Origin of the sequence: Caulobacter sp. CCH9-E1 (assembly GCF_001556515.1) — a bacterium.
Classification (GTDB): domain Bacteria; phylum Pseudomonadota; class Alphaproteobacteria; order Caulobacterales; family Caulobacteraceae; genus Caulobacter.
In genome coordinates this window covers 1-24,863 of record NZ_LSJA01000107.1, presented here as the reverse complement: position 1 = coordinate 24,863, position 24,863 = coordinate 1, and the positions used below count along the sequence as shown (strand labels likewise).

25 protein-coding genes, 1 other RNA gene and 2 pseudogenes are annotated in these 24,863 nt (G+C 67.6%); 17 read left to right on the top strand and 11 right to left on the bottom strand.

The window, feature by feature from the left end; translation table 11 throughout:
- Positions 1-113: 113 nt before the first annotated feature.
- From AX690_RS06725 to AX690_RS06705, 5 genes are all read right to left on the bottom strand, one after another.
- Positions 114-1,046, bottom strand: coding sequence for an oxygenase MpaB family protein (locus AX690_RS06725; RefSeq protein WP_066683552.1), 933 nt, complete (start codon positions 1,044-1,046; stop codon positions 114-116).
- 75 nt (positions 1,047-1,121) lie between these two features.
- Positions 1,122-1,319, bottom strand: a complete 198-nt coding sequence (locus tag AX690_RS06720; RefSeq protein ID WP_066683550.1) for a hypothetical protein — start codon at positions 1,317-1,319, stop codon at positions 1,122-1,124.
- Positions 1,320-1,330: 11 nt separating this feature from the next.
- A complete protein-coding gene (locus AX690_RS06715; RefSeq protein WP_156449595.1) occupies positions 1,331-2,290 on the bottom strand; it encodes a hypothetical protein in 960 nt (319 codons plus the stop codon).
- Complete coding sequence (locus AX690_RS06710) at positions 2,287-2,616, bottom strand: hypothetical protein (protein ID WP_066683546.1); 330 nt, start codon at positions 2,614-2,616, stop codon at positions 2,287-2,289. The genes AX690_RS06715 and AX690_RS06710 overlap by 4 nt, the downstream gene beginning before the upstream one ends.
- A gap of 120 nt (positions 2,617-2,736) precedes the next feature.
- The gene (locus AX690_RS06705; protein WP_066683544.1) at positions 2,737-4,206 is read right to left on the bottom strand and encodes an NAD(P)/FAD-dependent oxidoreductase; all 1,470 of its coding nucleotides are present in this window, start codon (positions 4,204-4,206) and stop codon (positions 2,737-2,739) included.
- Between the two features lie 187 nt (positions 4,207-4,393).
- Here AX690_RS06705 and AX690_RS06700 point away from each other — a divergent pair, with 187 nt between their 5' ends.
- From AX690_RS06700 to AX690_RS06690, 3 genes are read left to right on the top strand one after another with little or no spacing between them, the layout of a single operon-like run.
- Entirely contained in the window at positions 4,394-5,287 is an 894-nt protein-coding gene (locus AX690_RS06700; RefSeq protein WP_066683541.1) for a DMT family transporter, read from the top strand.
- The gene (locus AX690_RS06695; RefSeq protein WP_066683539.1) at positions 5,284-6,012 is read left to right on the top strand and encodes an N-acetylmuramoyl-L-alanine amidase; all 729 of its coding nucleotides are present in this window, start codon (positions 5,284-5,286) and stop codon (positions 6,010-6,012) included. The genes AX690_RS06700 and AX690_RS06695 overlap by 4 nt, the downstream gene beginning before the upstream one ends.
- Positions 6,012-6,608, top strand: a complete 597-nt coding sequence (locus tag AX690_RS06690; protein ID WP_066683530.1) for an FMN-binding negative transcriptional regulator — start codon at positions 6,012-6,014, stop codon at positions 6,606-6,608. The genes AX690_RS06695 and AX690_RS06690 overlap by 1 nt, the downstream gene beginning before the upstream one ends.
- A gap of 2 nt (positions 6,609-6,610) precedes the next feature.
- On the opposite strand, the pseudogene AX690_RS23225 reads toward AX690_RS06690, so the two are convergent.
- A pseudogene (locus AX690_RS23225) lies at positions 6,611-6,787 on the bottom strand (hypothetical protein); the annotation flags it as partial.
- A gap of 13 nt (positions 6,788-6,800) precedes the next feature.
- On the opposite strand from AX690_RS23225, the gene rnpB reads away from it, so the two are divergent.
- The 10 genes from rnpB (at position 6,801) to AX690_RS06640 (ending at position 18,468) form a co-directional block, all read left to right on the top strand.
- An RNA gene (gene rnpB, locus AX690_RS06685) (RNase P RNA component class A) lies at positions 6,801-7,198 on the top strand.
- Positions 7,199-7,560: 362 nt separating this feature from the next.
- Positions 7,561-8,028: a division/cell wall cluster transcriptional repressor MraZ gene (locus AX690_RS06680; protein WP_066683528.1), complete on the top strand. Its 468-nt coding sequence runs from the start codon at positions 7,561-7,563 to the stop codon at positions 8,026-8,028.
- A complete protein-coding gene (rsmH, locus tag AX690_RS06675; RefSeq protein WP_066683527.1) occupies positions 8,025-8,957 on the top strand; it encodes a 16S rRNA (cytosine(1402)-N(4))-methyltransferase RsmH in 933 nt (310 codons plus the stop codon). Before AX690_RS06680 ends, rsmH begins: the two co-directional genes overlap by 4 nt.
- Positions 8,954-9,391, top strand: coding sequence for a cell division protein (locus AX690_RS06670; protein WP_066683521.1), 438 nt, complete (start codon positions 8,954-8,956; stop codon positions 9,389-9,391). Before rsmH ends, AX690_RS06670 begins: the two co-directional genes overlap by 4 nt.
- Positions 9,388-11,160: a penicillin-binding protein 2 gene (locus AX690_RS06665; protein ID WP_066683520.1), complete on the top strand. Its 1,773-nt coding sequence runs from the start codon at positions 9,388-9,390 to the stop codon at positions 11,158-11,160. Before AX690_RS06670 ends, AX690_RS06665 begins: the two co-directional genes overlap by 4 nt.
- Positions 11,157-12,617: a UDP-N-acetylmuramoyl-L-alanyl-D-glutamate--2,6-diaminopimelate ligase gene (locus AX690_RS06660; RefSeq protein WP_066683519.1), complete on the top strand. Its 1,461-nt coding sequence runs from the start codon at positions 11,157-11,159 to the stop codon at positions 12,615-12,617. Before AX690_RS06665 ends, AX690_RS06660 begins: the two co-directional genes overlap by 4 nt.
- Positions 12,610-14,070, top strand: a complete 1,461-nt coding sequence (gene murF / locus AX690_RS06655) for a UDP-N-acetylmuramoyl-tripeptide--D-alanyl-D-alanine ligase (protein ID WP_066683518.1) — start codon at positions 12,610-12,612, stop codon at positions 14,068-14,070. The genes AX690_RS06660 and murF overlap by 8 nt, the downstream gene beginning before the upstream one ends.
- On the top strand, positions 14,070-15,182 hold the full coding sequence (mraY, locus tag AX690_RS06650; protein WP_066683517.1) for a phospho-N-acetylmuramoyl-pentapeptide-transferase: 1,113 nt from the start codon (positions 14,070-14,072) through the stop codon (positions 15,180-15,182). Before murF ends, mraY begins: the two co-directional genes overlap by 1 nt.
- 13 nt (positions 15,183-15,195) lie before the next feature.
- Positions 15,196-16,608, top strand: coding sequence for a UDP-N-acetylmuramoyl-L-alanine--D-glutamate ligase (gene murD, locus AX690_RS06645; RefSeq protein ID WP_066683515.1), 1,413 nt, complete (start codon positions 15,196-15,198; stop codon positions 16,606-16,608).
- Positions 16,609-16,614: 6 nt separating this feature from the next.
- Positions 16,615-18,468 (top strand): chloride channel protein, encoded by a 1,854-nt coding sequence (locus tag AX690_RS06640; protein WP_066683513.1) that lies wholly within the window; start codon positions 16,615-16,617, stop codon positions 18,466-18,468.
- Between the two features lie 613 nt (positions 18,469-19,081).
- Here AX690_RS06640 and AX690_RS22780 read toward each other — a convergent pair.
- The 5 genes from AX690_RS22780 to AX690_RS06625 form a co-directional block, all read right to left on the bottom strand.
- The gene (locus tag AX690_RS22780) at positions 19,082-19,654 is read right to left on the bottom strand and encodes a hypothetical protein (RefSeq protein WP_156449594.1); all 573 of its coding nucleotides are present in this window, start codon (positions 19,652-19,654) and stop codon (positions 19,082-19,084) included.
- Positions 19,655-19,693: 39 nt separating this feature from the next.
- Positions 19,694-19,987 (bottom strand): hypothetical protein, encoded by a 294-nt coding sequence (locus tag AX690_RS22775; RefSeq protein WP_156449593.1) that lies wholly within the window; start codon positions 19,985-19,987, stop codon positions 19,694-19,696.
- A gap of 131 nt (positions 19,988-20,118) precedes the next feature.
- A complete protein-coding gene (locus tag AX690_RS06630) occupies positions 20,119-21,159 on the bottom strand; it encodes a sensor histidine kinase (RefSeq protein WP_369798181.1) in 1,041 nt (346 codons plus the stop codon).
- A 77-nt stretch (positions 21,160-21,236) separates the two neighbouring features.
- Positions 21,237-21,359 (bottom strand): hypothetical protein, encoded by a 123-nt coding sequence (locus AX690_RS23925; protein ID WP_255357054.1) that lies wholly within the window; start codon positions 21,357-21,359, stop codon positions 21,237-21,239.
- A gap of 3 nt (positions 21,360-21,362) precedes the next feature.
- On the bottom strand, positions 21,363-21,719 hold the full coding sequence (locus tag AX690_RS06625) for a DUF6481 family protein (protein ID WP_066683505.1): 357 nt from the start codon (positions 21,717-21,719) through the stop codon (positions 21,363-21,365).
- A 224-nt stretch (positions 21,720-21,943) separates the two neighbouring features.
- Between AX690_RS06625 and AX690_RS06620 the strand changes: the two genes are divergently transcribed.
- The 4 genes and pseudogenes from AX690_RS06620 to AX690_RS23220 all read left to right on the top strand — a co-directional run.
- Positions 21,944-22,219, top strand: coding sequence for a hypothetical protein (locus AX690_RS06620; RefSeq protein ID WP_082769539.1), 276 nt, complete (start codon positions 21,944-21,946; stop codon positions 22,217-22,219).
- Between the two features lie 82 nt (positions 22,220-22,301).
- The gene (gene ftsW / locus AX690_RS06615; protein ID WP_066683504.1) at positions 22,302-23,474 is read left to right on the top strand and encodes a putative lipid II flippase FtsW; all 1,173 of its coding nucleotides are present in this window, start codon (positions 22,302-22,304) and stop codon (positions 23,472-23,474) included.
- A 1-nt stretch (position 23,475) separates the two neighbouring features.
- The gene (murG, locus tag AX690_RS06610) at positions 23,476-24,561 is read left to right on the top strand and encodes an undecaprenyldiphospho-muramoylpentapeptide beta-N-acetylglucosaminyltransferase (protein ID WP_066683503.1); all 1,086 of its coding nucleotides are present in this window, start codon (positions 23,476-23,478) and stop codon (positions 24,559-24,561) included.
- 157 nt (positions 24,562-24,718) lie between these two features.
- A pseudogene (locus AX690_RS23220) lies at positions 24,719-24,863 on the top strand (hypothetical protein); the annotation flags it as partial.

The following is a 24,863-nucleotide window of genomic DNA, read 5'->3' as shown; positions in this document are numbered from 1 at the left end:
AACCCCTCATCCGTCAGCTTCGCTGACACCTTCTCCCGCAAGGGGAGAAGGAAGCCTGTGTCTCATCCCCACCCACCACAGACCTTCGGCGCGTCCGCTCCTGGCGCCCGCGCCTAGAACGTCTTCGTCAATCCAGAGCCGGCGTCAGGCCATGCTGGCGAAGCCGCCAGCAGCCGCTGCCGCTCGGCCTCGCCGCGATAGAGGAAGTCGTACGGCAGTCCCAGGCGCACGCTGGCCTGGCAAGGCGGCGAGCTCTTGATCGCGATCCTGTCGGCCAGCTTGCCGGCCGCCTTCAGCGCCAGGCCGTCGGCCAGACCAAGGTCGTACTCGCGGCCCAGCGCCAGCTTCCGCCGAACGAGCGGCGGCAGCAGCGAGACCGACGCGCGCGCCAGGCTCCGGTGCAGCGCCTTCGGCGCGAGCGGCGCGATCTGGCCCGACTGGATGATGCCTAGGAACTCCTCGACGATCGGGTGGGGCTCGAAGCGCGGCGCGAGCTTGTCCATCATCGCCATGAAGTCGGCCTGGGAGCTTGGCGAATATCGCACCCCGTAGAGGCGGGCGATCGGGTGGGCTTCGCGGTAGAACTGCGTCTTCTCGGCCTCGCTCAGCGGCGTGACGAAGCGGTCATAGGCGTTCAGGAAGCCATAGGCGGCCGTGGCGCTGACCCAGTCCAGCAGTTCGGGGTCCTGCGCGCGATAGGCCTCGCCCTTCGGCGTGTCGCCAGACACCCGCGCGTGCATGTTGGTCACGCCCTGGATGACCCGTCGCGCCGCGGCCTGCGGGCCATAGACCCCGACCATGGCCGCGACGCCCGTGCGTTTGGAGCGTCCGATCGGATCGGCCTTGTAGGTCGAGTGGTCCCAGACGCCCGAGCGGATCCGCGCGTCGGCGAACTCCAGCAGCACGGCGGCGACGCCGCCGACCGCCAGGGCGATCGGGTTCTTGTAGACGCGCCAGTGCATCGAACCTGGCTCGAGATAGGCGGGCGCGCCCTTCGGATTGGCGTAGTCGATCTTCCAGCCCAGGTACGAGGATGGGGCGGCCATGCGCGATCTCCTTCAGCATGAAGGTCGGAGGCTAGGCCCCCCGTCGCAACCTATCGAATTCGATAGGATAGCGCCTCACTTCCGGCCGATGACGATCCACTTGCCATTGGCGGCGTCCGTACGCCCGCTGCTGTAGGAGTGCGCGTCATAGACGAAGGTATCGACTTGATCGGCGGAGATGTCGTCCTCCGAAAAACCTTGCCCGATCAGGACTTGACGCGCGGTTTCGGCCTTCTCGGCGTCATCGCAGACATAGACGACTTGGGCGGACACGGCGGATCTCCTCAATCCTGATGGGTTTGAGTCGGGGGAAGCGCGCTGGCGAGTTGCTTGGCCGCGTTCGGATCGAGACTAAGCAAGTTGCGAAGGCCGTCGGCGGTCGTTTGGGTGGCGTAGACGGAAGACAAATCCGCGCCCTTGGCGTTGGCCGCCGCGACCAGATCTTGGAGTTTCTGAGTGTCCAAAACGCCGCCGGGCGCCACGGCGTTCATGATCGCCGTGGTGTTGTCCTTTTGGGCGCTGATGGTCGTCACCGCCGCTTCCAAGGCTCTCTTCTTCTGTTCGTCGGTAAGCGACGCGCTGAGGGCGGACTGGGCGACCTCCCGGAAGATACGTGACGTATCGACCGCCAGGGCTTCGGCGGCCGGACCGGTCGCGAAAAATTGCTGGCTCGTCAGGCCGCTGTCTTTCGTCGACGGTGCGGCGGCCAGCGTCACGGTGTCGATCGAGGCTAGCACGGAGGGATAGATATATTTCTCGGTGCTTGCGTCCTGCTTGGTCAGCGGGATGTATGAGTACTCCTTGCGCTTGTATCCAAAGGTGAAGGTATCGGGCGTCCCGGATGCATCGACTGCCAACTTTATGCCAAGGGACGTCGTCGTTCCGAAGAAGATCATCCTGTTGGCGGCAGGGGCGCCTTCCAGGAGTGTAGGGCCGTTCGGAGCATTCTTGTCGCCTGAAGCCTTCACCGCCGCCGCCCCAGTGGCGTAGAGCTGCCGCACCTTGGGACTCAGCAGCCCGCCGCCCGTCTCGATGGACGCGATCACCGGAGGGGCCGCGCCGCTGGGAAAGGACGGCGCCAGATAGCCCTCCGTGCGGTCATAGCCGACGCTGGCGGATGCGGGTTTTCCTTCGACGTTTACGCCGAACGAGGCGTTGGTCACGAACAGAACGCTGTCCGGTTTGGCGCAGCCGGAAAGCGCCGAGACAGCGGCCAGCGCCGTCAGCACAGGAACTCGTTTCATGGAACGCTTCCTTTCGGTTTGGCGGCCGCGGCGCAGGCGGCCGGGGCCTTGATGTCGACGCATGCGTTGTCAGGCAGTCGTATGACGCGGTCGTCGCGATAGCCGATCGTGACGCCGCCTCCGTGGACGGGATCGCGCCCTATCGCCACGCCCAGGACGGTCATGCGATCCACCTCGATGGGCTTGGACGTGTCGTTCCTGACGACAACATGCATCAGCCCCACCCTGTGGCGGACGTTCTCGCGATCGACATAGCTGTAGGAGACGCAACCAAGAACCGGCTGGGAGAGCGCCAGAATGAGCGCGCCGCGACCCAGCCGAAGCATGGGGCCGCTCAAACCACGGGCATGTAGTCGCGCGGCGCGCGTCATCGGCGTGTCCCCAACCGCCAGGGCCACGACGCCGCCCGGAACGACAAAATTCGCTATTGGCGAGTATTGTTAATGCTATGCAGCCATGGCGTCAATTTTCGTCTTCCGCCCGAACGCCATCACCCCGTCGTCCACCTTGCCAAAGCGCAGGGTCATCAGGTCGAGGGCGTAGTTCTGGTGAGCCTTCCAGGGGGCTTTCGGACCCTGCTTCGGGAACATGCCGATCGAGCGGGTGACATAGCCCGACGAGAAGTCCAGCCACGGCGCGATCGGCATGTTCGGATCGTCCGCGCGCGGGACGCAGTAGTCCATGCGCGTGCGGTCCATGTGCTTGAGCAGGCGACAGATGTATTCGCTGGTCAGGTCCGCCTTCAGCGTCCAGCTGGCGTTGGTGTAGCCGAACGCCGAGGCCAGGTTCGGGACGTCGCTGAACATCATGCCCTTGTAGCTGAAGGCCTTGGAGAGGTCGGCGACCTTGCCGTCGACGACCACCTCCATGCCGCCCAGCAACTGCAGCTGCAGGCCGGTGGCGGTGACGACGACGTCGGCCTTCAGGGTCTTGCCCGACTTCAGCAGCAGGCCGTCCTCGGTGAAGGTCGCGATCTGGTCGGTGACGACCGAGCTCTGGCCGGCCTTGATCGAGTCAAAGAGGTCGGCGTCGGGGACCAGGCAAAGGCGTTGATCCCAGGGATTGTACTTGGGCGTGAAGTGGGTGGCGACGTCATAGTCGGGACCCAGGTGCTCGCGGACCAGGTCCAGCAGGCGCTCCTTGGTCTTCTCCGGCTTCTTGCGGGCCAGGTTGAAGAAGATCAGCTGCAGGATGACGTTCTTCCAGCGCGTGATGCCGTAGGCCGTCATCGCCGGCAGCTTGGTCCGCAGCCAGTTGGCGATCCCGTCCTCGGCGGGACGCGAGACCACGTAGGTCGGCGAGCGCTGCAGCATGACGACGTGGGCGGCGGTCTTGGCCATCTCCGGCACCAGGGTGACGGCGGTCGCGCCGCTGCCGATCACCACGACCTGCTTGCCCGCGTAGTCGAGGTCTTCGGGCCAATGCTGCGGGTGGACGATGCGGCCCTTGAAGCGCTCGGTCCCCGCGAACTCCGGCGTATAGCCCGCCGAATAGCGATAGTAGCCCGAGCACATGTAGAGGAAGCCGCAGGAGAACGTGACGATCTGGCCGTCATGCTCGGCCTCGACGGTCCAGGTCGCGGTCTGGCTGGACCAGCTGGCGCGCTTGACCTTGTGCTTGAAGCGGATGTGGCGGTCGACGTCGTTCTCGCGCGCGGTCTCGCGCACATAGGACAGGATCGACGGGCCGTCGGCGATCGCCTTGGCCGCCTTCCACGGCTTGAAGCTGTAGCCCAGGGTGTACATGTCGCTGTCGGAGCGGATGCCGGGATAGCGGAACAGGTCCCAGGTGCCGCCGATCGCCTCGCGTCCTTCCAGGATCGCGTAGCTCTTGCCGGGGCAGTGCTTGTGAAGATGATAGGCCGCGCCGATCCCAGAGAGGCCGGCGCCGACAATCAGCACGTCAACGTGTTCCATCAGATTTCCGCCCCGGCTCGACGCCCGGCGGTTGATCCGACGTGGCGATAGGTGAACATTGTTCAGGAACAAAACGACCGTTTTGACCGAACGTCAACCGCCTTAGCATCCCAGCTTGGGCGCCTCGTGCGAGCCTCGCACGGGTTTTGATTGCGTACGGAGGGGGCGGGGGCTTAAGCGGTAACCCATGTCTCTGCGCGACTTCGGCCTTTTGGTCCTGATCTGCCTGGCCTGGGCTGGCAGCAACATCGTCTCGAAGCTGGTCGTGGCGCACTGGGGCGTGCCGCCGCTGTACTACGCGGCCGTGCGTTTCGCGCTGGTCGCGGCCATCACTCTGCCCTGGCTGCTGCCCGCGCCCCGGCCGACCTGGCGGATGGTGCTGGTGGGGCTCCTGATGGGCGGCGGCAACTTCGCGCTGCTGTTCATGGGCCTGACGACCGCCTCGCCCTCGGCGGCGGCGGTCGTGATCCAGCTGGGCGTGCCGTTCACGACCGTGCTGTCGGTGCTGATGCTGGGCGAGCGCATCCGCTGGCGGCGCGGCGTCGGCATCGCCCTGACCCTGCTGGGCGCGGTGGTGGTGATGTGGAGCCCGCAAGGCTTCGAGCTGTCGCCCGGCCTCTGGCTGATCGTGGCCGCGGCCTTCACCGGTTCGCTGGGCGCGGTGATGATGAAGCAGATCGAGGGCGTCAAGCCGCTGCAGTTCCAGGCCTGGGTCGGCTTTTCCTCCCTCTGGCCGCTGGGGCTGATGAGCGCGCTCATGGAGCCCGGCCAAGTGGCGGCGGGCCTTCAGGCCGGCTGGCCGTTCGTCGCGGCGGTGGTGTTTTCGGCCCTGGTGGTTTCGGTCCTGGCCCACACGGCCTATTACGGGCTGATCCAGCGCTACGAGGCCAACCTGATCGCGCCGCTGACCCTGATGACGCCGCTCTTCACGATCGGCATGGGCGTGGTGGTCACCCAAGACCACTTCGATCTGCGGATGGGGATCGGCGCGGCCTTGGCGCTGCTCGGCGTTCTGATCATCGCGCTTCGGCGGAATCAGGTCATGCCGCTGCTGATGTCGATCCGGAACCGCGTCCAATGAGCCTGTCCCTTATCGAGGCCCCGTCGCCCAATTTCGACGCCCGCAAGGCCGTGCCCGACATGGTCGTCCTGCACTACACGGGCATGGAGACCGGCGAGGGCGCGATCGAGCGGCTGCGCGATCCGCAGGCCAAGGTCTCGGCGCACTATTGCGTCGAGGAAGACGGTCGGATCTTCCGCCTCGTGCCCGAAGAGCGCCGGGCCTGGCACGCGGGCGCGGCCTTCTGGAAGGGCGTCAAGGACATCAACTCGGCCTCGATCGGCATCGAGATCGTCAATCCCGGCCACGAGTTCGGCTATCGTCCGTTCCCGGACGCCCAGATCGCGGCGGTGATCAACCTGCTGGCGGACGTGCGCTCGCGCTGGATGATCCCCGACAGCCGGATCCTCGGTCACTCCGACGTCGCTCCGGGGCGCAAGGTCGATCCCGGCGAGCTCTTCCCGTGGAAGCGCCTGGCGCAAAGCGGCCATGGCCTGTGGATCGAGCCGGCGCCGTCGCCCGGTGCGCCGCTGGGCCAGGGCGAGGAGGGGACCGGCGTCTTCGCGCTGCAGGCGGGCCTGACGCGCCTGGGCTTCGACTGCGCCCCCACCGGCAAGTACGACGAGTGGACCACGACCGTGGTCGCCGCCTTCCAGCGCCACTGGCTGCAGAGCCGCTTCGACGGGATCGCCGACGGTGAGACCCGGGCGCGCCTGGTGGGCCTGCTGCGCGCGGCGGCCGACTGATGCATCCAGCGCCGGCCTTCCACGTCGAGGATCGCGCGGTCCTGCTGGATTTCCTGCGGGCCCATCCGTTCGTCACCATCGCCGCCAGCGTCGGCGGCCGGCCGATGGTGGCGCAGTCGCCGGTGGTCATCCGCGAGCTGGACGGCGAGATCGCCCTCGACTTCCACCTGTCGCGCGGCAACGTCCTGACGCCGCACCTGACGCAAGGCTTCCGCGCGGTGGTCGTGGCTGCGGGCCTCGACGCCTATGTCAGCCCCGACTGGTACGCGAGCGCCGACCAGGTCCCGACCTGGAACTACCAGTCCGTCGAGGCCGAGGGCTCGGTCGCGCCGCTGAACGAGGTCGAGCTGATCGCGCTGCTCGACGACCTGTCGGCCCAGGAAGAGGCGCGGCTCCTGCCCAAGACTCCCTGGACCCGCGACAAGATGAAGGCCGGCAAGTTCGAGGCCCTGCTGCGCGGCATCCAGGGCGGCCGGCTGTTCGTCGAGCGGCTGGAGGGGACCTTCAAGCTCTCGCAGAACAAGTCCGACGCCGACCGGCTGGGCGCGGCCAAGGGGCTGGGCGATCATCCGATCGCCAAGCTGATGCGCCCTTGACTCCCTCTCCCAAAGGGAGAGGGCGGGGCCCGTCGCGAAGCGGTGGGAGGGAGAGGGGTTATGAGGTTTGACGGCGCGCCGGCGCTCCGTCTGACGCTGTAACCCCTCTCCCCAACCCTCTCCCTGCGGGAGAGGGGGGGCGGTCGGGCGCGGTTGACGTTTCGGTCCCGCACGGTCAAACACCATCCCGGACCAGATGGTCGGGCGGTCGCGTCGTCTTCGGACGCCGAGGAAAGTCCGGGCTCCACGGTGACAAGGCGGTGGGTAACGCCCACCGGGAGCGATCCCAGGGATAGCGCCACAGAAAGCAAACCGCCTTCCTTTCGAGGACGGTAAGGGTGAAAGGGTGGGGTAAGAGCCCACCGCGGACCTGGTGACAGGGACGGCATGGCAAGCCCCGCCTGGAGCAAGACCGAATAGGGACCCCGCGCCGACCTCGCGTCGGATAGGCCGTCACTGGCCGAGAGGGTCCGGGTAGGTCGCGAGAGCCGTCCAGCAATGGCCGGCCTAGAGGAATGATCGTCGCCGTTCTCCCCGTCTTCGGATGGGCGGGGGCGGAACAGAACCCGGCTTACAGATCATCTGGTCTCTTCAAGTTCCTCCCCCGCAAGGCGGGGGAGGTGGCCCGGAGGGCCGGAGGGGGCGCACTTGGCGCGTCCAGCTTGCCCCCTCAGTCGCTGCGCGACAGCTCCCCCGCATCGCGGGGGAGCATCTAGTTTCCTTGCCTCCCAACGGGCTCAACTGACACCGCGGACGCCGTTCACTGAACAGTTCTGTGTATGTTCTGTTGATTAACTGCGCGCCCCAGTGGAGCGCCGGTGCGACACCTTTGAATTCTCGATGAAATGGCATTCGGTGTCATTGTGTCCCAATTCATCCCATGTTAACCCAATTGCGTCGGGGCGATGTGGCGGGTCGCCGACCGACGTGGATCTGGCGGGGTTCAACGGTCTTGTTTCTCTCGACCTTCGAGAAACAGCTCGACAGCAAGCGGCGCATCGTTGTGCCGCAGGAATTCCGCGCGGCCGTATCCGGGATGTTCGACGGGATTTTCTGCTTTCCCTCCATCGAGGCCGATTGTCTGGAGGCGGGCGGCAAGGCCCTGTTCGATCGCTACACGGGCGTGATCGAGGAGCTGCCGTTCGGCGATCCGATCCGTTCGGCGCTGGAGGTCAGCGTGCTGGGCGGCATGGCCAAGCTGTCGTTTGATACGGCTGGTCGCATTACCTTGCCCGACCATTTGTGCGAAATGTGCGGCCTCACGGATTGGGTCGCTGTCGTCGGTATGGGTGAGCGTTTTCAGATTTGGTCTCGCGAGGCCTTCCAGGCCCATCGCGCGGCGCAGCGCGACCTGGCGCGCGAAGGCCTGGCCGCCATGCGCGCCCAGCAGCGGGCCGCCCGACTGGGCGTCGTGTCGTGAGCGCCGCGCCGCACATCTCGGTCCTGCTGGATGAAGTGGTCGAGGCGCTGGGCGCCGGTCCCGGCGACGTCGTCGTGGACGGCACGTTCGGCGCGGGCGGCTATACGCGCGCCGTGCTGGCCACCGGCGCCAGCGTCATCGGCTTCGACCGCGACCCGACCGTCCAGCGCTTCGCCGAAGGCCTGCCCGCCGACCGCTTCCGCCTGATCCAGGCCCGCTTTTCCGAGATGCTCGATGAGCTGGGCCCGGAGTCGGTCGACGGCGTGATGCTGGACCTCGGCGTGTCGTCGATGCAGCTGGACCAGGCCGAGCGCGGCTTTTCGTTCATGCGCGACGGTCCGCTGGACATGCGGATGGGCGACACGGGCCCGACCGCCGCTGATCTGGTGAACACCCTAGACCACGCCGAGCTGGCGAAGATTCTCTACGTCTATGGCGAGGAGCACGCTTCCCGGCGCATCGCCAGCTTCATCCTCCGTCGCCGCGAGGAAAAGCCGTTCGAGCGCACCCTTGACCTGGCCGAGGTGATCGAGCGCGCCGTCGGCGGCCGCAAGGGCGCCAAGGTCCATCCGGCCACCCGCTCATTCCAGGGGCTGCGGATCGCGGTCAATGACGAGTTGGCCGAGCTGGAGGCGGGCCTCGTCGCCGCCGAGCGCGTGCTGAAGCCGGGCGGCCGGCTGGTGGTCGTGACCTTCCATTCGCTGGAGGACCGCATCGTCAAGGCGTTCCTGGCCGAGCGGGCCGGGAAGACGCCCGGCGGTTCGCGTCACGCGCCGCCGGTGCAGGCGGGCGCCGCGCCCAGCTTCCAGCTGATCTCGAACAGGGCGATCGCGCCGGGCGAGGCCGAGTTGGCGGCGAACCCGCGCGCCCGGTCATCCAAGCTGCGCGCGGCCGTGCGGACGGACGCTCCCGTCTGGGAGGCCGCATGAGCTTCATGGAGCTTTTCAATAAGCGGGTGCGGGGCTTCCGGGTCGTCGAGGTCGTGGGTCTCGGCATCCTGCTGACCCTGGTCACCGGCGTCTATCTGGCCAAGACCTTCGCCGGTCGCGAGCGCCAGGAGATCGCCCGCATCCAGCAGGAGATCGACGAGGAGATGGGCCGCAAGCGCCTGCTCGAGGCCGAGGTCGCCCACCTGGAGCAGCCGCGCCGCATCGAGCAGCTGGCTCAGATGATGCAGCTGGCGCCGATCGCGCCCGATCGCGAGATCACCGAGGACGCCCTGATCGACGTCGCCCGTCGTCGCGAATTGCCGCGCGCGCCGGTTACGGCGGTCCCCGAAGCCACCGACGTCCTCGCCGCCGACGCGCCCGAAGCCGTGCCGGAGGACGTTCCGCCGCCGCCTCCCGCGGGAGGCCCGCGATGAGCCTGTCGAACCTTGGCCCCGGCGGCTTCCATTCCCCGGCCTGGCGCTGGCTGGTCGAGCGCGTCTGGCGGCTGGAGCACGCCTTCGAGCGCTCGCGCGCGGCGGCCAAGCCGCAGGATGACACCCGCATCCGCATCTTCCTGGTGATGGTGTTCTTCGGCCTGTGCTTCGTGGGCGTGGGGCTGGGCGCGGGCTGGTCGGCGCTGTTCTCGAACGCCGGACGCGGCAACGGATACGCCCAGGGCGCCGACGGCGCGCGCGGCGACCTGGTCGACCGCAACGGCAAGCTGCTGGCCGTCGATCTGGCGCACTACGCTCTTTATGTCGATCCGCGCGAGATCTGGGACGCCAAGGAGACCCGCCGCGCCCTCGGGCGCGCCCTGCCGCAGGTGCCGGCCAAGCGCCTGGACAAGATCGTGTTCGGCGACCACCGCACCTTCGTCGTCGGCGGCCTGACGCCGGATGAGAAGGACGCCATCTTCAATCTCGGCCTGCCGGGGGTCTCTTTCGAGGAGCAGGAGCGGCGGATGTATCCGCTGGGCCCGACGGCGGCGCACCTGGTCGGCTTCGTCGACAGTGGCGGCAAGGGCCTGGCCGGCGCCGAGCGCGCCCTAGACGATCCGATCCGCAAGGCCGTCGGCGGCGACGGCGGTGGTCCGGTCCAGCTGTCGATCGACGTGCGGGTGCAGGCGGCGCTGGAAGACGAGCTTCGCAAGGCGGCCGCCGAGTTCACGCCCAAGGGCGCGGTGGGCCTGGTCACCAATGTCCACACCGGCGAGATCCTGGGCCTGGCCAGCCTGCCGGACTACGACGCCAACAAGGCTGGCGAGGCGACCAACGACCAGCGCCTGAACCGCGCCGCGGCCTCGGTCTATGAGATGGGCTCGACCTTCAAGGCGTTCACGGTCGCGATCGGCCTGGACACCGGCGTCGCGACCCCCGCCTCGACCTTCGACGCGCGCGAGCCGTTCAAGCTGGGCTACCGCACGATCCACGACTACCACGCGGCCAAGGCGATCCTGACCCTGGTCGAGGTGTTCAAGCACTCGTCGAATATCGGCACGGCCATGCTGGCCGAGAAGATCGGCGGCGAGCGGCTGTCGCGCTACTTCACGGCCCTGGGCCTGACCAAGCCGGCCAAGGTCGAGCTGATGGAGTCGGCTCGGCCGCTGACGCCGCGCAAGTGGGACATGGACGCGGTGGCCTCCACCTCGTTCGGCCACGGCATGAACGTCAGCCCGCTGGCCCTGGCCCAGGCGATGGGCGCGCTGCTGAACGGCGGCAAGATGCTGCCGCTGACCATCAAGAAGATGCCCGACGGCGTGCGTCCGGAAGGGGCGCGGGTGCTGTCGGAGGCCACCTCGGCCGAGATGCTGAAGATCATGCGCGCCAATGTCATCCCAGGCGAAGGCGGCAGCGGCGGCAAGGCCGACGTGCCGGGCCTGTCGGTCGGCGGCAAGACCGGCACCGGCGAGAAGTACGACCCCTCGATCCGCGGCTACAACCACCAGCGCCAGGTCTCCTCGTTCGCGGCCGTGTTCCCGACCGACGGCCCGCTGGAGGCCGACCGCTACTTCGTCCTGATCCTGATGGACGAGCCGCATGGCACGGCCGCCTCGTACGGCTTCTCGACCGGCGGCTGGGTCGGCGCGCCGGCGGCCGGCAAGGTCATCGAGCGCATCGCGCCGTTCCTCGGCGTCCAGAGAAAGCAGGACCTGGTGACCCTCGCCGCTCCTAACAAGAACACCGCTCCGGAGGCGGGCCTATGACCAAGCGTCTGTCCGAACTGTTCAACCGCCCCTTCGCCAATGACCCGGTGATCGCCGGCGTCACCGCCGACAGCCGCAAGGTCACCGCCGGCTGGTTGTTCGCGGCCCTGCCGGGGACCAAGGTCGACGGCCGCGATTTCGCCGAGGGCGCGGTGGCCAAGGGCGCCGCCGCCATCCTGGCGCCCGAAGGCGGTCTCGAAGGCATTGGCGTTCCCGTGGTGCGCTCGGAGGACGCCCGCCGCGCCTACGCCCTGGCCTCCGCCGCCTTCTGGGGCAAGCAGCCGGCCATGTGCGTGGCGGTGACTGGCACCAACGGCAAGACCTCGGTCGCTGGCTTTTGCCGCCAGATCTTCGCCCAGCTGGGCCACAAGGCCGCCAGCATGGGCACCCTCGGCGTGGTGGTCAGCGAGGCCGGCCAGCCGGACCAACAACTGACTCCGCCAGGCCTGACCACGCCGGACGCCGGCGACGTCGCCGAGATGATCGCGCGCCTGGCCGACATGGGCGTGACGCACCTGGCGCTGGAAGCCAGCTCGCACGGCGTCGACCAGCGCCGCGTCGACGGCGTGAAGCTCAAGGCCGCCGGCTTCACCAACTTCACCCAGGACCACCTCGACTATCACGGCTCGATGGAGGCCTATCGCGCCGCCAAGCTGCGCCTGTTCGACACCCTGACGCCCGCCGGCGCGATGGCCGTGCTGAACGCCGACAGCGAAGCCTTCCCGACCTTCGCCTCGGCCGCCGTCACCTCGGGCCAGAGCGTGTTCTCGGTCGGCGAGGACGGGCAGGGCCTGCGCCTGATGTCGCGCACCCCGACCCCGGCCGGCCAGGATCTGGTGGTCGAGGCCGATGGCGAAACCTACGAGATCCGCCTGCCGCTGGCCGGCGCCTTCCAGGCCTCGAACGTGCTGGTCGCCGCGGGCCTGTGCGTGGCCGCCGGCGAGGATGTCGGCAAGGTCCTCAAGGCGCTGGAGAGCCTTGAGGGCGCGGCGGGCCGCCTTCAGCGCGTCGGGCGTGGTCCCAAGGGCGGCGAGGCCTATGTCGACTACGCCCACACCCCGGACGGCCTGCAGACGGTGCTGGAAGCCCTGCGCCCGCACACGCGCGGCAAGCTGATCGCGGTGTTCGGCGCGGGCGGCGACCGCGATCGGGGCAAGCGGCCGCTGATGGGCGCGATCGGCGCCAAGCTGGCCGATGTCGCCATCGTCACCGACGACAACCCGCGCTCGGAAGATCCCGCCTCGATCCGCGCCGCCATTCTCGAAGCCGCCCCCGGCGCGCGCGAGATCGGCGATCGCCGCGCCGCCATCCGCGCCGCCGTCGACCTGTTGTCCGAGGGCGACGTGCTGGTCGTCGCCGGCAAGGGCCACGAGCAGGGCCAGATCGTCGCCGGCGTGGTCCACCCGTTCGACGACGTGGCGGAGACCCTCGCGGCCTTGGAGGGCGTCGATGCTTGACGCGCTCTGGACCGCTGACGAGATCGCCCAGGCGGTCGGCGGCCAGGTCGCCGGCGACTTCGCCGCGACCGGCGTCTCGATCGACACCCGGTCGGTGGAGCGAGGCGACCTGTTCGTGCCGCTGGTCGGCGCGCGCGACGGCCACGACTTCGTCCCCCAGGCCATGGCGAGCGGCGCGGCCGGCGTCCTGGCCGCCAAGCCGGTCGACGCCCCGGCGGTGATGGTCGCCGACACCTTCAAGGCGCTGGAAGCCCTGGGCGTCGCCGCCCGCGAGCGCGCGCCCCAGTGCAAGCGCGGCGCGGTGACCGGCTCGGTCGGCAAGACCAGCGTCACCCGCGCGGTCGAGGCCGGCCTGCGCCTGGCCGGCAAGGCCCACGCCTCGGTCAAGAGCTACAACAACCATATCGGCGTGCCGCTGACCCTGGCGCGGATGCCGCGCGACGCAGAGCGGGCGGTGTTCGAGATCGGCATGAACCACGCCGGCGAGATCACGCCCCTGTCGGGCTTCGTCCAGCCGCATGCGGTGGCGATCACCACCGTCGGCCCGGTGCACATCGAGAACTTCCCGGACGGCGAGGCGGGCGTGGCCCGCGCCAAGGCCGAGATCTTCGCGGGCCTGCGTCCAGGCGGGATCGCGGTGCTGAACGCCGACAACCGCTGGTTCGACTATCTCAAGGGAGAGGCGGAGAAGGCCGGCGCGACGGTCTGGAGCTTTGGGTCTTCGCCCGACTGCACGGCCCAGTTGGTCTCCTTTTCCTCCGACCTTCCCGGCGAAGGCCGGGATCCAGATGACAAGGCGGCGAGCGCTCAAGATGGATCTGGGCCCCGGCATTCGCCGGGGAAGTCGGTGGTTAAGGCTGTGATCAAGGGCGAACCCGTCGAGTTCTCCTTGCTGCAGACCGGCGTCCACTGGGGCCCCAACAGCCTTTGCGTGCTGCTGATGCTGGAAGCGCTGGACGTGCCGCGCGAGACCGCGCTGGCGGCGCTGGCCGCCTTCGCGCCGATCGAGGGACGCGGGGCCGAGAAAACCGTCCGGATCGACGGCGGCGCCTTCACCCTGGTCGACGAGAGCTACAACGCCAATCCGGTCTCGATGCAGGCCGCCTTGAAGACGCTGGGCGCGCGCAAGGTCGCCGGGCGGCGGATCGTGGCGCTGACCGACATGCTCGAATTAGGCGAGGACACCGCGCGCTTTCACGCCGAGCTTGCGGAGCCGATCGCGGCCGCAAACGTTGACATGGTTTTTCTCGCGGGCGTCCACATGAAATCGCTGTGGGAGGCGCTTCCGCCGACTCGGCGAGGCGGCTACGCGATGGTTACCGAAGAGTTAACGGCGAAGCTGGCGGGGGCGATCCAGCCTGGCGACGTGGTGATGGTGAAGGGGTCGAACGGCTCCAAGGCGGGGCTTTTGGCCCAGGCCCTGGCGGCGCTCGATCTCGGAGAACGGGTCTGATGCTGTACTTCCTCTATGAATGGCTGGCGCGCTCGCAAGAGCATGTGCCGATGCTCAACCTGTTGAAGTACCTGACGTTCCGGTCCGGCATGGCCATGCTGACGGCCTATATCGTCGCGGTGGCCATGGGCTCGCGCTTCATCCGCTGGATGAAGACCAAGCAGGGCAAGGGCCAGCCGATCCGCACCGACGGCATCGCCCGCCACGTCACGGAAAAGGCCGGCACGCCCACCATGGGCGGTTTCATGATCCTGGCCGGCCTGTTCGTCGGCGCCCTGCTGTGGGCCGACCTGCGCAACGTCCACGTCTGGGTCGTGCTGCTGGTCACCGGCAGCTATGGCCTGCTGGGCTTCATGGACGACTACGCCAAGGTCACCAAGCAGACCACGGCCGGCCTCTCCAGCGTGCAGAAGCTGATCGCCCAGTTCATCGTGGCGATCGCGGCCACCGTGATCCTGATCCTGTTCGCGCCCAAGTCGCCGATGACGCCCGGCATGGAAACCAGCCTGATCTTCCCGATCTTCAAGGCGCTGGTGATCAATCTGGGCTGGTTCTACGTGGTCTTCGCCGCGATCACGATCGCCGGCTTCTCCAACGCCGTGAACCTGACCGACGGCCTGGACGGCCTGGCCATCGTGCCGGTGATGTTCGCCGCCTCGACCTTCGGCCTGATCGCCTACCTCGTGGGCAACTACAAGTTCGCCGACTATCTGAACCTGCACTTCGCGCCGGGCGTCGGCGAGCTGGCGGTGTTGTGCGGCGCCATCATCGGCGGGGGCATGGGCTTCCTCTGGTATAACGCGCCCCCCGCCAAGATCTTCATGGGCGACACCGGCTCGCTGGCCCTGGGCGGCGCCCTGGGCGCGATCGCCGTCTGCTCCAAGCACGAGCTGGTGCTCGGCATCGTCGGCGGCCTGTTCGTGGCCGAGGCGCTGAGCGTGATGATCCAGGTCGCCTACTTCAAGAAGACCGGCAAGCGGGTCTTCCTGATGGCGCCGATCCACCACCACTTCGAGAAGCTGGGCTGGCCGGAGTCCACCGTCGTGATCCGCTTCTGGATCGTGTCGATGATCCTGGCCTTCGTCGGCCTCGCCACCCTGAAGCTGCGGTAGGGGAGGCGATCCGATGATCCCGGTCCGTGGTTTCGAAGGCAAGACCGTCGCGGTGTTCGGCCTGGGCCGCACCGGGCTTACGGCGGCGCGCGCCTTGATCGCGGGCGGGGCGAAGGTCGCCCTCTGGGACGAGAAGATCGCCAGCCGCGAGGCCGCGGCGGCCGAAGGCTTCCCGGTCGTCGATCTCGAAGCCGCCGACTGGCGCCAGTTCGACGCGCTGATGCTGTCGCCGGGCGTGCCGCTGACCCATCCCAAGCCGCACTGGACCGTGCAGAAGGCCAAGGCCGCCGGCGTCGAGATCCTGGGCGACATCGAGCTCTTCGCCCGCACGGTCGCCGCCGCCCCGGTCCACAAGCGGCCGAAGATCATCGCCATCACCGGCACCAACGGCAAGTCGACGACCACCGCCCTGATCGGCCACCTGTGCGCCTCGGCCGGCCGCGACACGCGGATCGGCGGCAATATCGGCCAGGGGGTCCTGGGCCTTGAGGACATGCACGGCGGCGCGGTCTATGTGCTGGAGCTGTCGTCCTATCAGCTGGACCTGACCTCCAGCCTGCATCCGGACGCCGTGGTGCTGCTGAACATCTCGCCCGACCACCTGGACCGCCACGGCGGCATGGACGGCTACATCGCCGCCAAGCGCCGGATCTTCCTGAACCAGGGCAAGGGCGACACCGCGATCATCGGCGTCGACGATCCCTGGTGCCAGCAGATCTGCACCGAGATCACCGCCGCCAACCGCCGCACCATCTGGCCGATCAGCGCCGGCAAGGCGATGGGCCGGGGCGTCTACGCCCTGCAGGGGGTGCTGTATGACGCCACCGGCGAGCGCGTGGTCGAGGTCGCCGACCTCTTGCGCGCCCGCAGCCTGCCGGGCCGCCACAATTGGCAGAACGCCGCCGCCGCCTACGCCGCCGCGCGGGCGATCGGCATTCCGATGCAGGAGGCCGTCGACGGCCTGATGACCTTCCCGGGCCTCGCGCACCGGATGGAGACCGTGGGCAAGATCGGCAAGGTCCGCTTCGTCAACGACAGCAAGGCCACCAACGCCGACGCCGCCCGCCAGGCGATGTCCAGCTATCCGAAGTTCTACTGGATCGCCGGCGGCGTCGCGAAGGCCGGCGGCATCGACGACCTGAAGGACCTCTTCCCGCGCATCGCCAAGGCCTATCTGATCGGCGAGGCGGCCGAGCCGTTCTCGTGGACCCTGGCCGGCAAGGCCGAGGTGGCGATAAGCGGCACGCTGGAGCGCGCCGTGCAGCAGGCCTATGCCGACGCCGCCGCCAGCGACCAGGAGGCGATCGTCCTGCTGTCGCCGGCTTGCGCCTCCTTCGACCAGTTCAGCGACTTCGAGGCGCGGGGCGAGGCGTTTCGCGCCGCCGTCAACGGCCTGGTGGCCGGCGGCAAGGCCGCCGTGGCCTAGACGCCCATGACCGAGCCGGCGGAGACGACCCAGCCCGACCCCGCCGCAGAGACCCGTCATTGGCGGCAGGTGCTGCGCACCGCCCTGACCGAGCGCGCGGCATTCCGCGACGCCCGCCGCCAGGCCTTGCCGTGGCTGGCCTGGCTGCGCCGCCGCACGCGTTCTTCGGAACTCTGGCTGATCGCCGTGGCGACGGTCGTGGGGATGGCCGCCGCCGCCCTGGCGGTGTTGCTGGAGAAGGTCGCCCACGCCACCCAGGTCTGGCTGTTCGCCTTCGATCCGAACGAACGCCTGTCGGCTCAGGCCATGATCGAGCCCTGGCGGCTCCTGGCCATTCCGCTGGGCGGACTGCTGCTGGGTCTGTTCACCGCCCTTGTCCTGCGCTTCCGTCCCAGTCCCGCCGTCGACCCCGTCGAGGCCAACGCCCTGCACGGCGGGCGGCTGTCCGTCCGCGACAGCGCCTTCATCTGCGGCCAGACCCTGATCTCCAACGGATGCGGCGCCTCGGTGGGCCTGGAGGCCGCCTACGCCCAGGCGGGCGGGGCCGCGGCCTCGTGGGTCGGGCAGAAGCTGAACCTGCGCCGGGGCGACCTGCGGATCCTGGTCGGCGCCGGGGCCGGGGCGGCGATCGCGGCGGCGTTCGGCGCGCCGCTGACGGGCGCCTTCTACGCGTTCGAGATCGTCATCGGCGCCTATACCGTCGCCAACATCGCCCCCGTCGCCGCGGCCGCCTTGGCCGGCGTGCTGGTGGCCAAGGCGCTGGGCTCGACGCCCTACCTGATAAAGACCTCGGTCGTCGCGATCTCGTCCTGGACCGACTACCTGCTCTACGGCCTGCTGGGCCTGGTCGCGGCCCTGTTCGGCGTGGCCCTGATGCGCGCGGTGGCGGTGGCCGACCGCTGGGTCGCCAAGGCCGCGCCGCCCCGATGGGCGCGGCCGGCGATCGGCGGCCTGGCGCTGGCGGCCATGGCGATGGTCACGCCCCAGACCCTGTCCGGCGGTCACGGCGCGCTGCACCTGGATCTCAACGGCGACCTGCCGCTGAAGATGCTGCTGATCCTGATCCTGATGAAGTCGGTGGCCTCGATCATCTCGCTGAGCTCCGGCTTCCGGGGCGGTCTGTTCTTCGCGGCCCTGTTCCTGGGCGCGCTGATGGGCCAGTCGTTCTCGGACCTCGTGAACCTTGTGGGCGGGGAGGGGCGGCTAGACCCGATCGCCGCCTCGCTGGTCGGCATGGGCGCCCTGGGCGTGGCCATTGTCGGCGGGCCCTTCACCATGTCGTTCCTGGTGCTGGAGGCCACGGGCGACTTCACGATCACCGCCGCGACCCTGGCCGCCTCGCTGATCGCCAGCGCCGTGGTCCGCGAGACCTTCGGCTACTCGTTCTCGACCTGGCGTCTGCACCTGCGCGGCGAGACGATCCGCAGCGCCCACGACGTGTCCTGGATGAGAAGCCTGACCGCCGGCAGGATGATGCGCCGCGATGTGAAGACCATCCCCGCCGCCACCACCCTGGCCGAATTCCGTCGCCGCTTCCCGCTGGGCTCGACCAAGCGCGCCGTCCTGACCGGCGAGACCGGCCGCTATGCCGGGATCGTGGCCACCGCCGCCGTCTACGCCCAGCCGCCCGAGAGCGAGGCGCCGCTCGCCTCGCTGGCCGCCAACGCCGACGTCGCCCTGACGCCGGAGCTGTCGATCAAGGCGATCATGACCGCCTTCGACGAGACCGGCGCGGATGAGCTCGCGGTGGTCGACGAAGGCGGCGAGGTCATCGGCCTGATCACCGAAGCCCACGTGACGCGCCGGTATGCGGAAGAGCTTGAGAAGGCGCGGCGGGAGCTGACGGGGGACACGGGGTAGGGGACCGGCGCTACCAGCGGATCGGCGCGACGCCAGCGATGTCGGTAAGGCTCTCAAGGGTTACCCGAAGCTTGGACAGCTCGGCGCTGGCGCAACCCAGCTCGAAGGCAAGCTGGTCCTCGGTCCGGTCTTTCCACGTAATCCTGGCGTCGCCCTGGTCTTGCGCGCAGTCAGTCTCCTTCTAAGAAGCTGCATGACACGCTTCAGTAGAGGGCCGACCTTTACTCAGACACCGCTGGCGAAAAAGGCCAATAGCAAAAAGCTCCACAAGCCGAGCGGTAACATTGGAAGGACGCTGGCTAGCGCTATCCATCTGCGGGCCATCACGAGCGATATTGCGAAGATCAGCAGCCCAGCGAAGAAGGTCACTAGGCCAGTCACCATGAATCCCCGCAGCCACAATTCGCTGTTAGCGCCTAGCCATAGGGTTAGAAAGGGCGAGGCGCCCACCAAAGTAGCACCTCCAAGCGCCAAGATCGCCAACTGAGAACGGTTCGGTCCATGATAGACCGCATAAAAGCTTCCAGCGGTTGCTCCCACTCCAATCAGGGCGATAAGAACGATCGGCGTGGCAGACGCCAGGACAGTCGCTGGTGAAACCACTAGACTACTCCTAACAGTCGTCAGGGCCATTGTCGTTGGCATCGACGTAGGCGGCGATCTGACTATCCAGACTACCCCACAACGGTCCAGAACCCGCTACATTGATGCCAGCAAATTGGCCGGTCCCGGTACCGGTCGTTTGAATGTAGACCTTGCCGTTACTGACCACCACTTCGCGCGTCACCGTGCCCGGATAGAACAGATGTCCAGGCAATGTCGAATTAACGATTTTCATATGGGCCGCATCAACTGAGTGCTGAACGGGCCCAAACAGTGGCAAGTTGGAGACTTGTCCATCGGATACAGGTCCAGCTCCTGGCGCCGCGAACTGCTGCAGGGCTGCCCAGGCCTCGTCGGCGTCACAGGCGGTGTCTCCGACCTGATTGAGCGTGACATACCTGTGTGGGCCGGCGCCGAAAGCGATGGCGCCCATCGTCGTGACAAGATCGTCAGCATAAGACGGGGTAAGCCGCGCAATTGTACGGGCGAATTCGAATTCGGATGCTAAGCGTTTGCCAGTGATGATGAGCCCTTCAACGACGATGTTTGGCTCCTTCGGAGGCTTAGCCTGGGCGCCGAACATGAGGCCGTCGGATTGTAAGCTATCCGCGTGAAGGGTTGCCTACGAAACCTCTGTGCCGTCGGCGTTGTAGGTCACGATCTCGAAGGAAAATCCAGCGAGCGTGTTGTTGAAAGCTCCGCCGCCGTTCCAAAGCGAGCCTCCGTCCCACCACGACGCCCACGTTTCGTCAGGAACCCGCTCAATATCTCCCCCTTCCCAGCCGTTGGTAGATGCAAACGCAGTTGGGAGCGTGACGCCTTCGCCTGAGGGCGGCAGTCCAAGCGTACTGATTACGCCGCCGGTTGGTTGTATCGAGGAAGTGGGAGCAGGGGCAAATTCGGCGAAATCGTGCATTTCGACTACCTTTAAGGTTGTGGGCTACTAACTATCCCTAATTTTGCAAAATGCAACCAAGACTAGTATTTCTCTCTATGGGGCCATATGCCATCGGTGGTTTTGGTCGGCGAGAAGCGTCCGCCCCCGCCTCACCCCAGCGGCATGAACGCGTCCGCCTTGTCGAGCGCCGACAGCGGCGCGTCGATCGCGCAGCGTAACCCCTCGGCGCGGTAGTCCACCGACACCGTGCCCGCCAGCTCCCCCGGCAGCGCCGCCTCGACGATGCGCGAGCCGAAGCCCCGGCGTTCGGGCGGGCGGACGGGCGGGCCGCCGCTTTCGCGCCATTCGATGCGCAGACGATCTTCCGGCTCGATCGTCCAGGTGACGTCCACGTGACCTCCCGCCGCCGACAGGGCCCCGTACTTGAGGGCGTTGATCGCCAGTTCGTGGAAGGCCAGGGCCATGATCACCGCCGTCTTGGGCGAGACCTTGAGGTCGGGGCCCGTCACGGTCAGCTGGTCGGGGTTCGAGCGGTAGGGGATCACCGAGCCGTCGACGATCTGGCGCAGGCTGGCGGCCGACCAGTTCTGGTCGGTCAGCACGTTGTGGGTCGCGGCGATCGCCATCAGCCGGCCCTCCAGCGCGTCGCGCACGGCGGTGTCGACCCCCGCGTTGCGCAGCGACTGCTTGGTGATCGACTGGATGGTGGCCAGGGTGTTCTTGACCCGGTGGTTCAGCTCGTTGACCAGCAGCTGGCGATGACTTTCGGCCAGGCGCGCGCCGGTGATGTCGCGCGAGGTGGCCAGCACCCGCGCGACCTTGCCGCCCATGATGATCGGCGAGACCGTCGTGTCCCACCAGCGCGGCGCGCCCTTGACCGTTGGGTTGAAGGCCACGAAGGTCGTCGCGCGTCCCGCCATCGCCGCGCGCAGGGCGGTCTCGACGACCGGGCGGCTCTCGGGCGGCCACATGTCGGGCCAGTAGCGGTTGCGGTTTCGCCCCTCGAAATCCTCAATCTCGAACAGTTGCTTGCCGCGGGCGTTCATGTATTCGACGTGACCCTCGGCGCTGATCACGCGGATGCAGTCCTGGCTGGCCTCGACGACGCTGAGAAAATAAGCGCCCGCGCCTTCGAGAACCGTTTCGTCAGATCCGCCGTCGGTCACAAATCGCTCCCGCCCCGAGAGCATGATTGCCTTCTTGTGTAAGAATTCAAGCCAAGCCTTGCGCGCGATGTCTTACGGCGAGGCCTGGCTTGTAAGACTTTCTACGCCGAGGCGTCTTCGTCCGTGGCGGGCGGCCGCTTGGCGGCGGCCTTTTCGGCGGCCTTGGCGGCCTTTTGACGCTCGCGCTCCTTGCGCTCGAAATCGTAGTTCGGCTTACGGGCCATCGGTCACCTCGCCTTGCGGGCGGCGTAGCGCGCGTCGCGCTTGGCCTTGGCTTCGGCGGCGGACAGAGCCTTGCGCTCCTTGCGCTCGCCACGCTTGGCCGCCAGGGCGTCGGCGGCGAGCGCGTCGGCGGTGTCGACCAGCGCCTGGGCGGCGTCCGCCACGGCCTGACGGTGCGAAGCCTTGGCCTCGGCCCGCTCCTGGCGGACCTGGCTCAGTTCCGCGGCGCGCAGGGCGGCCCGTTCCTCGAAGCGTGGATCGACGCTGGCCTCGCGCGGCTTGAACTTGGCCAGAAGCGCCGCCTTGGCCTCGGCGGCGGTTTTCTGTCGCTGCGTGTGACCGATGTCTTGTGATGAGAACATGGATTCTTTCGTGAAAAACGACGCGGTCGCGCCGATCGCATAATATATCGGGGGCGAAAATCGATCCGCGAAACCAGATAAATGGACGCCGATAAATTTCGAAATCACGGATATATGCCGTCCAATTGTGGCAATTTAGCCTGTGAATGGCAAGATTTTTTGAGTTTCATTTTTGCTTATCGCGGATTTTGTCCTAAATACTTTTCTTAAATCGAGGAATTTACATGGGTATGATCAAGGTTGCGAAAACGCCGCGTACGGGGCTTGGCGCCCTGGGACTGTCGGGCGAGGAGCAGCCGGTGGCGTTCTCGATCCTGTTCGTGGACGGGCAGACCGCCAAGAAGGGCGGCAAGGGTAGCGTGGTGGCCGAGCCAGACCTTCTGCGGCGCGCTTTCCGCGCGGGCGAGTGCCGGCTGACCCTCGATGACGGCCTGGTGCTGCGGGTGGCGGTGATCGCCCATACCGAGGGCGGCGACACGGCCTATTTCGAATTGCGCTGACGGGCTAGATTGCGCGCGCTTTTCCACGGCGTCGCCGTGGTCAAGCAAGGTTTGATTAACCCTGCGATCCGACTCTCCGCCCATGGCCTCCAACGCGACACACGCCTTCGCCCGCACCGACCGCACCGCGCTCGGCCTGTGGTGGTGGACGACGGACCGCTGGCTGCTGGGCGCGACGGCCATCCTGGCGACGCTGGGCATGCTGCTGTCGTTCGCCTCGAGCCCGGCCGCGGCGCAGCGGATCGGCATCGACGACCAGTTCCACTTCGCGATCCGCATGTGCTTCTTCGCCAGCGCCTCGTCGGTGCTGATGCTGATCGTGTCGATGCTGTCGCCCAAGGGGATCCGGCGCGCGGCCTTCTTCATCTATATCGGCGCGATCGCGATCATGATCGCCCTGCCGTTCATCGGCCACAACGCCAAGGGCGCCACGCGCTGGCTACAGTTCGGCGGCTTCACCCTGCAGCCGTCGGAGTTCATGAAGCCCGCCCTGATCGTGCTGGTCTCGTGGATGTTCGCCGAGGGGCAAAAGGGCGAAGGCGTGCCGGGCGTCTCGATCGCCTTCCTTCTGTATTTCATCGCCGTCGCCTTGCTGCTGGTGCAGCCCGACGTCGGCCAGACCGTGCTGATCACCGTGGCCTTCGGCGCGGCCTTCTGGATGGCCGGCGTGCCGATCTCTTGGATCATGGGCTTGGGCGGCGTGGCCGTGGCGGGGCTGTGCTCGACCTATTTTCTGTTCGACCACGTGCACGCCCGGGTGCAGAAGTTCCTCAGCCCCGACCAGGCCGACACCCACCAGATCACCCGCGCCGCCGAGGCCATCCGCGCCGGCGGCCTGTTCGGCCGGGGGCCGGGGGAGGGCGTGATGAAGCGCCACGTGCCCGACCTGCACACCGACTTCATCTATTCGGTCGCCGCCGAGGAGTACGGCCTCGTCTTTTCCTGGGCCCTGATCGCGCTTTTCGCCTTCGTGGTGGTGCGCGGCCTCTACAAGGCCATGAAGCTGAACGATCCTTTCGAGCAGGTCGCGGCGGCCGGTCTTTTCGTGCTTTTGGGTCAGCAGGCCCTGATCAATATCGCGGTGAACTTGAACATGATCCCGACGAAGGGCATGACGCTCCCGTTCATCAGTTACGGGGGCTCTTCGATGCTCGCGATGGGTTTGACGCTGGGCATGGCCCTGGCCTTGGTGCGGAAGCGTCCCGGCGCTTACGGCGTGACGGGCGAGCTCGCCCCGCAGGGCGCCTACGCCTGACATGAACAAGCTGGCTATCGTCGCCGCCGGCGGAACCGGCGGACATCTGTTCCCCGCTCAGGCCTTGGCCGAAGCGCTGGCCGCGCGCGGCTGGCGCATCGTACTGGCCACCGACGAGCGCGGCGCGCTCTATGCGGACAAGTTCCCGGCCCAGGAGCGCCTGGCCCTGTCGGCCGCCACCGCCAAGGCCAATGACCCGCTGGGCATGGTCAAGGCCGGCGTCGTCGTGCTGCAAGGCGTGATGGAGGCCCGGGCGGCCTTCAAGCGCCTGGATCCGGCGGTCGTCGTCGGGTTCGGCGGCTACCCCGCCTTGCCCGCGCTGCTGGGCGCGCTGAGCCAGGGACGGCGCACCGTTATTCATGAACAGAACGCGGTCCTGGGCCGGGTTAATCGCTTCCTGGCGTCCAAGGTCGACGAGGTCGCCTGCGCCTTCCCGACCCTGGAGATGGCCAAGCCGTCCGTGAAGTCCCGCGCCCATGTGGTCGGCAATCCGGTTCGTCCGCCGGTCCGCGCGCTGTACGACGTTCCGTATATGCCGCCCGAGGTGCAGCTGCGCATCCTGGTCACCGGCGGCAGCCAGGGCGCGCGCCTGCTGTCGGAGCTGATCCCCGAAGCCGTGGCCAAGCTGCCCGAGGACCTGCGCTCGCGTCTGAAGGTCTTCCAGCAGGCGCGGCCCGAGAGCATGGAGCAGGCCCGCAAGACCTATCGCAACGCCATGGTCGACTGCGAGGTCGCGCCGTTCTTCCGCGACATGGCCGGCTATCTGCGCCAGTCGCACCTGGTCATTGGCCGTTCGGGCGCCTCGACCTGCACCGAGCTGGCGGTGGCCGGCCGGCCGTCGATCCTGGTGCCGCTGAAGATCGCCGCCGACGACCACCAGCGATTCAACGCCAAGCTCTTGGAAGAGGCGGGCGGCGCGGCCGTGTGCCTCGAGGACGAGTTGACGGTCGACGCCATGGCCGGCGCGCTGAACGCCCTGCTCAAGGATCCGGAGCGTCTGGGCCGGATGGCGGCGGGCGCCCGCTCGGTGGCCAAGCCTGACGCGGCCGAGGCGCTGGCGGATCTGGTGGAGCGGACCGCCCGCTAGAGGCGGACAAACGCGCGCGGCGGTAAGCCTAACGCCCCGCGCGCCGTTCACCATATTGGCAAACGATTAACCGCGATGCTTGGGCGTTCATTAGCTCTTCTCTGCGACAAACCGCGCATCAAGTTTGTTTGCCGCACACAAGGGATGGGCGCCTCTTATGAAATTCTCGATCGCGATCGCCGCGGGTCTCGCGGGCAGCTTCTTCGTGGCTCAGGCCGCTTCGGCCGCCGGTGGCTTTGAAGACCAAATGGGCCGCTGCCTGCAGCAGTTCGCCAACACCCGCGACGCGGCTCAGGTGATGC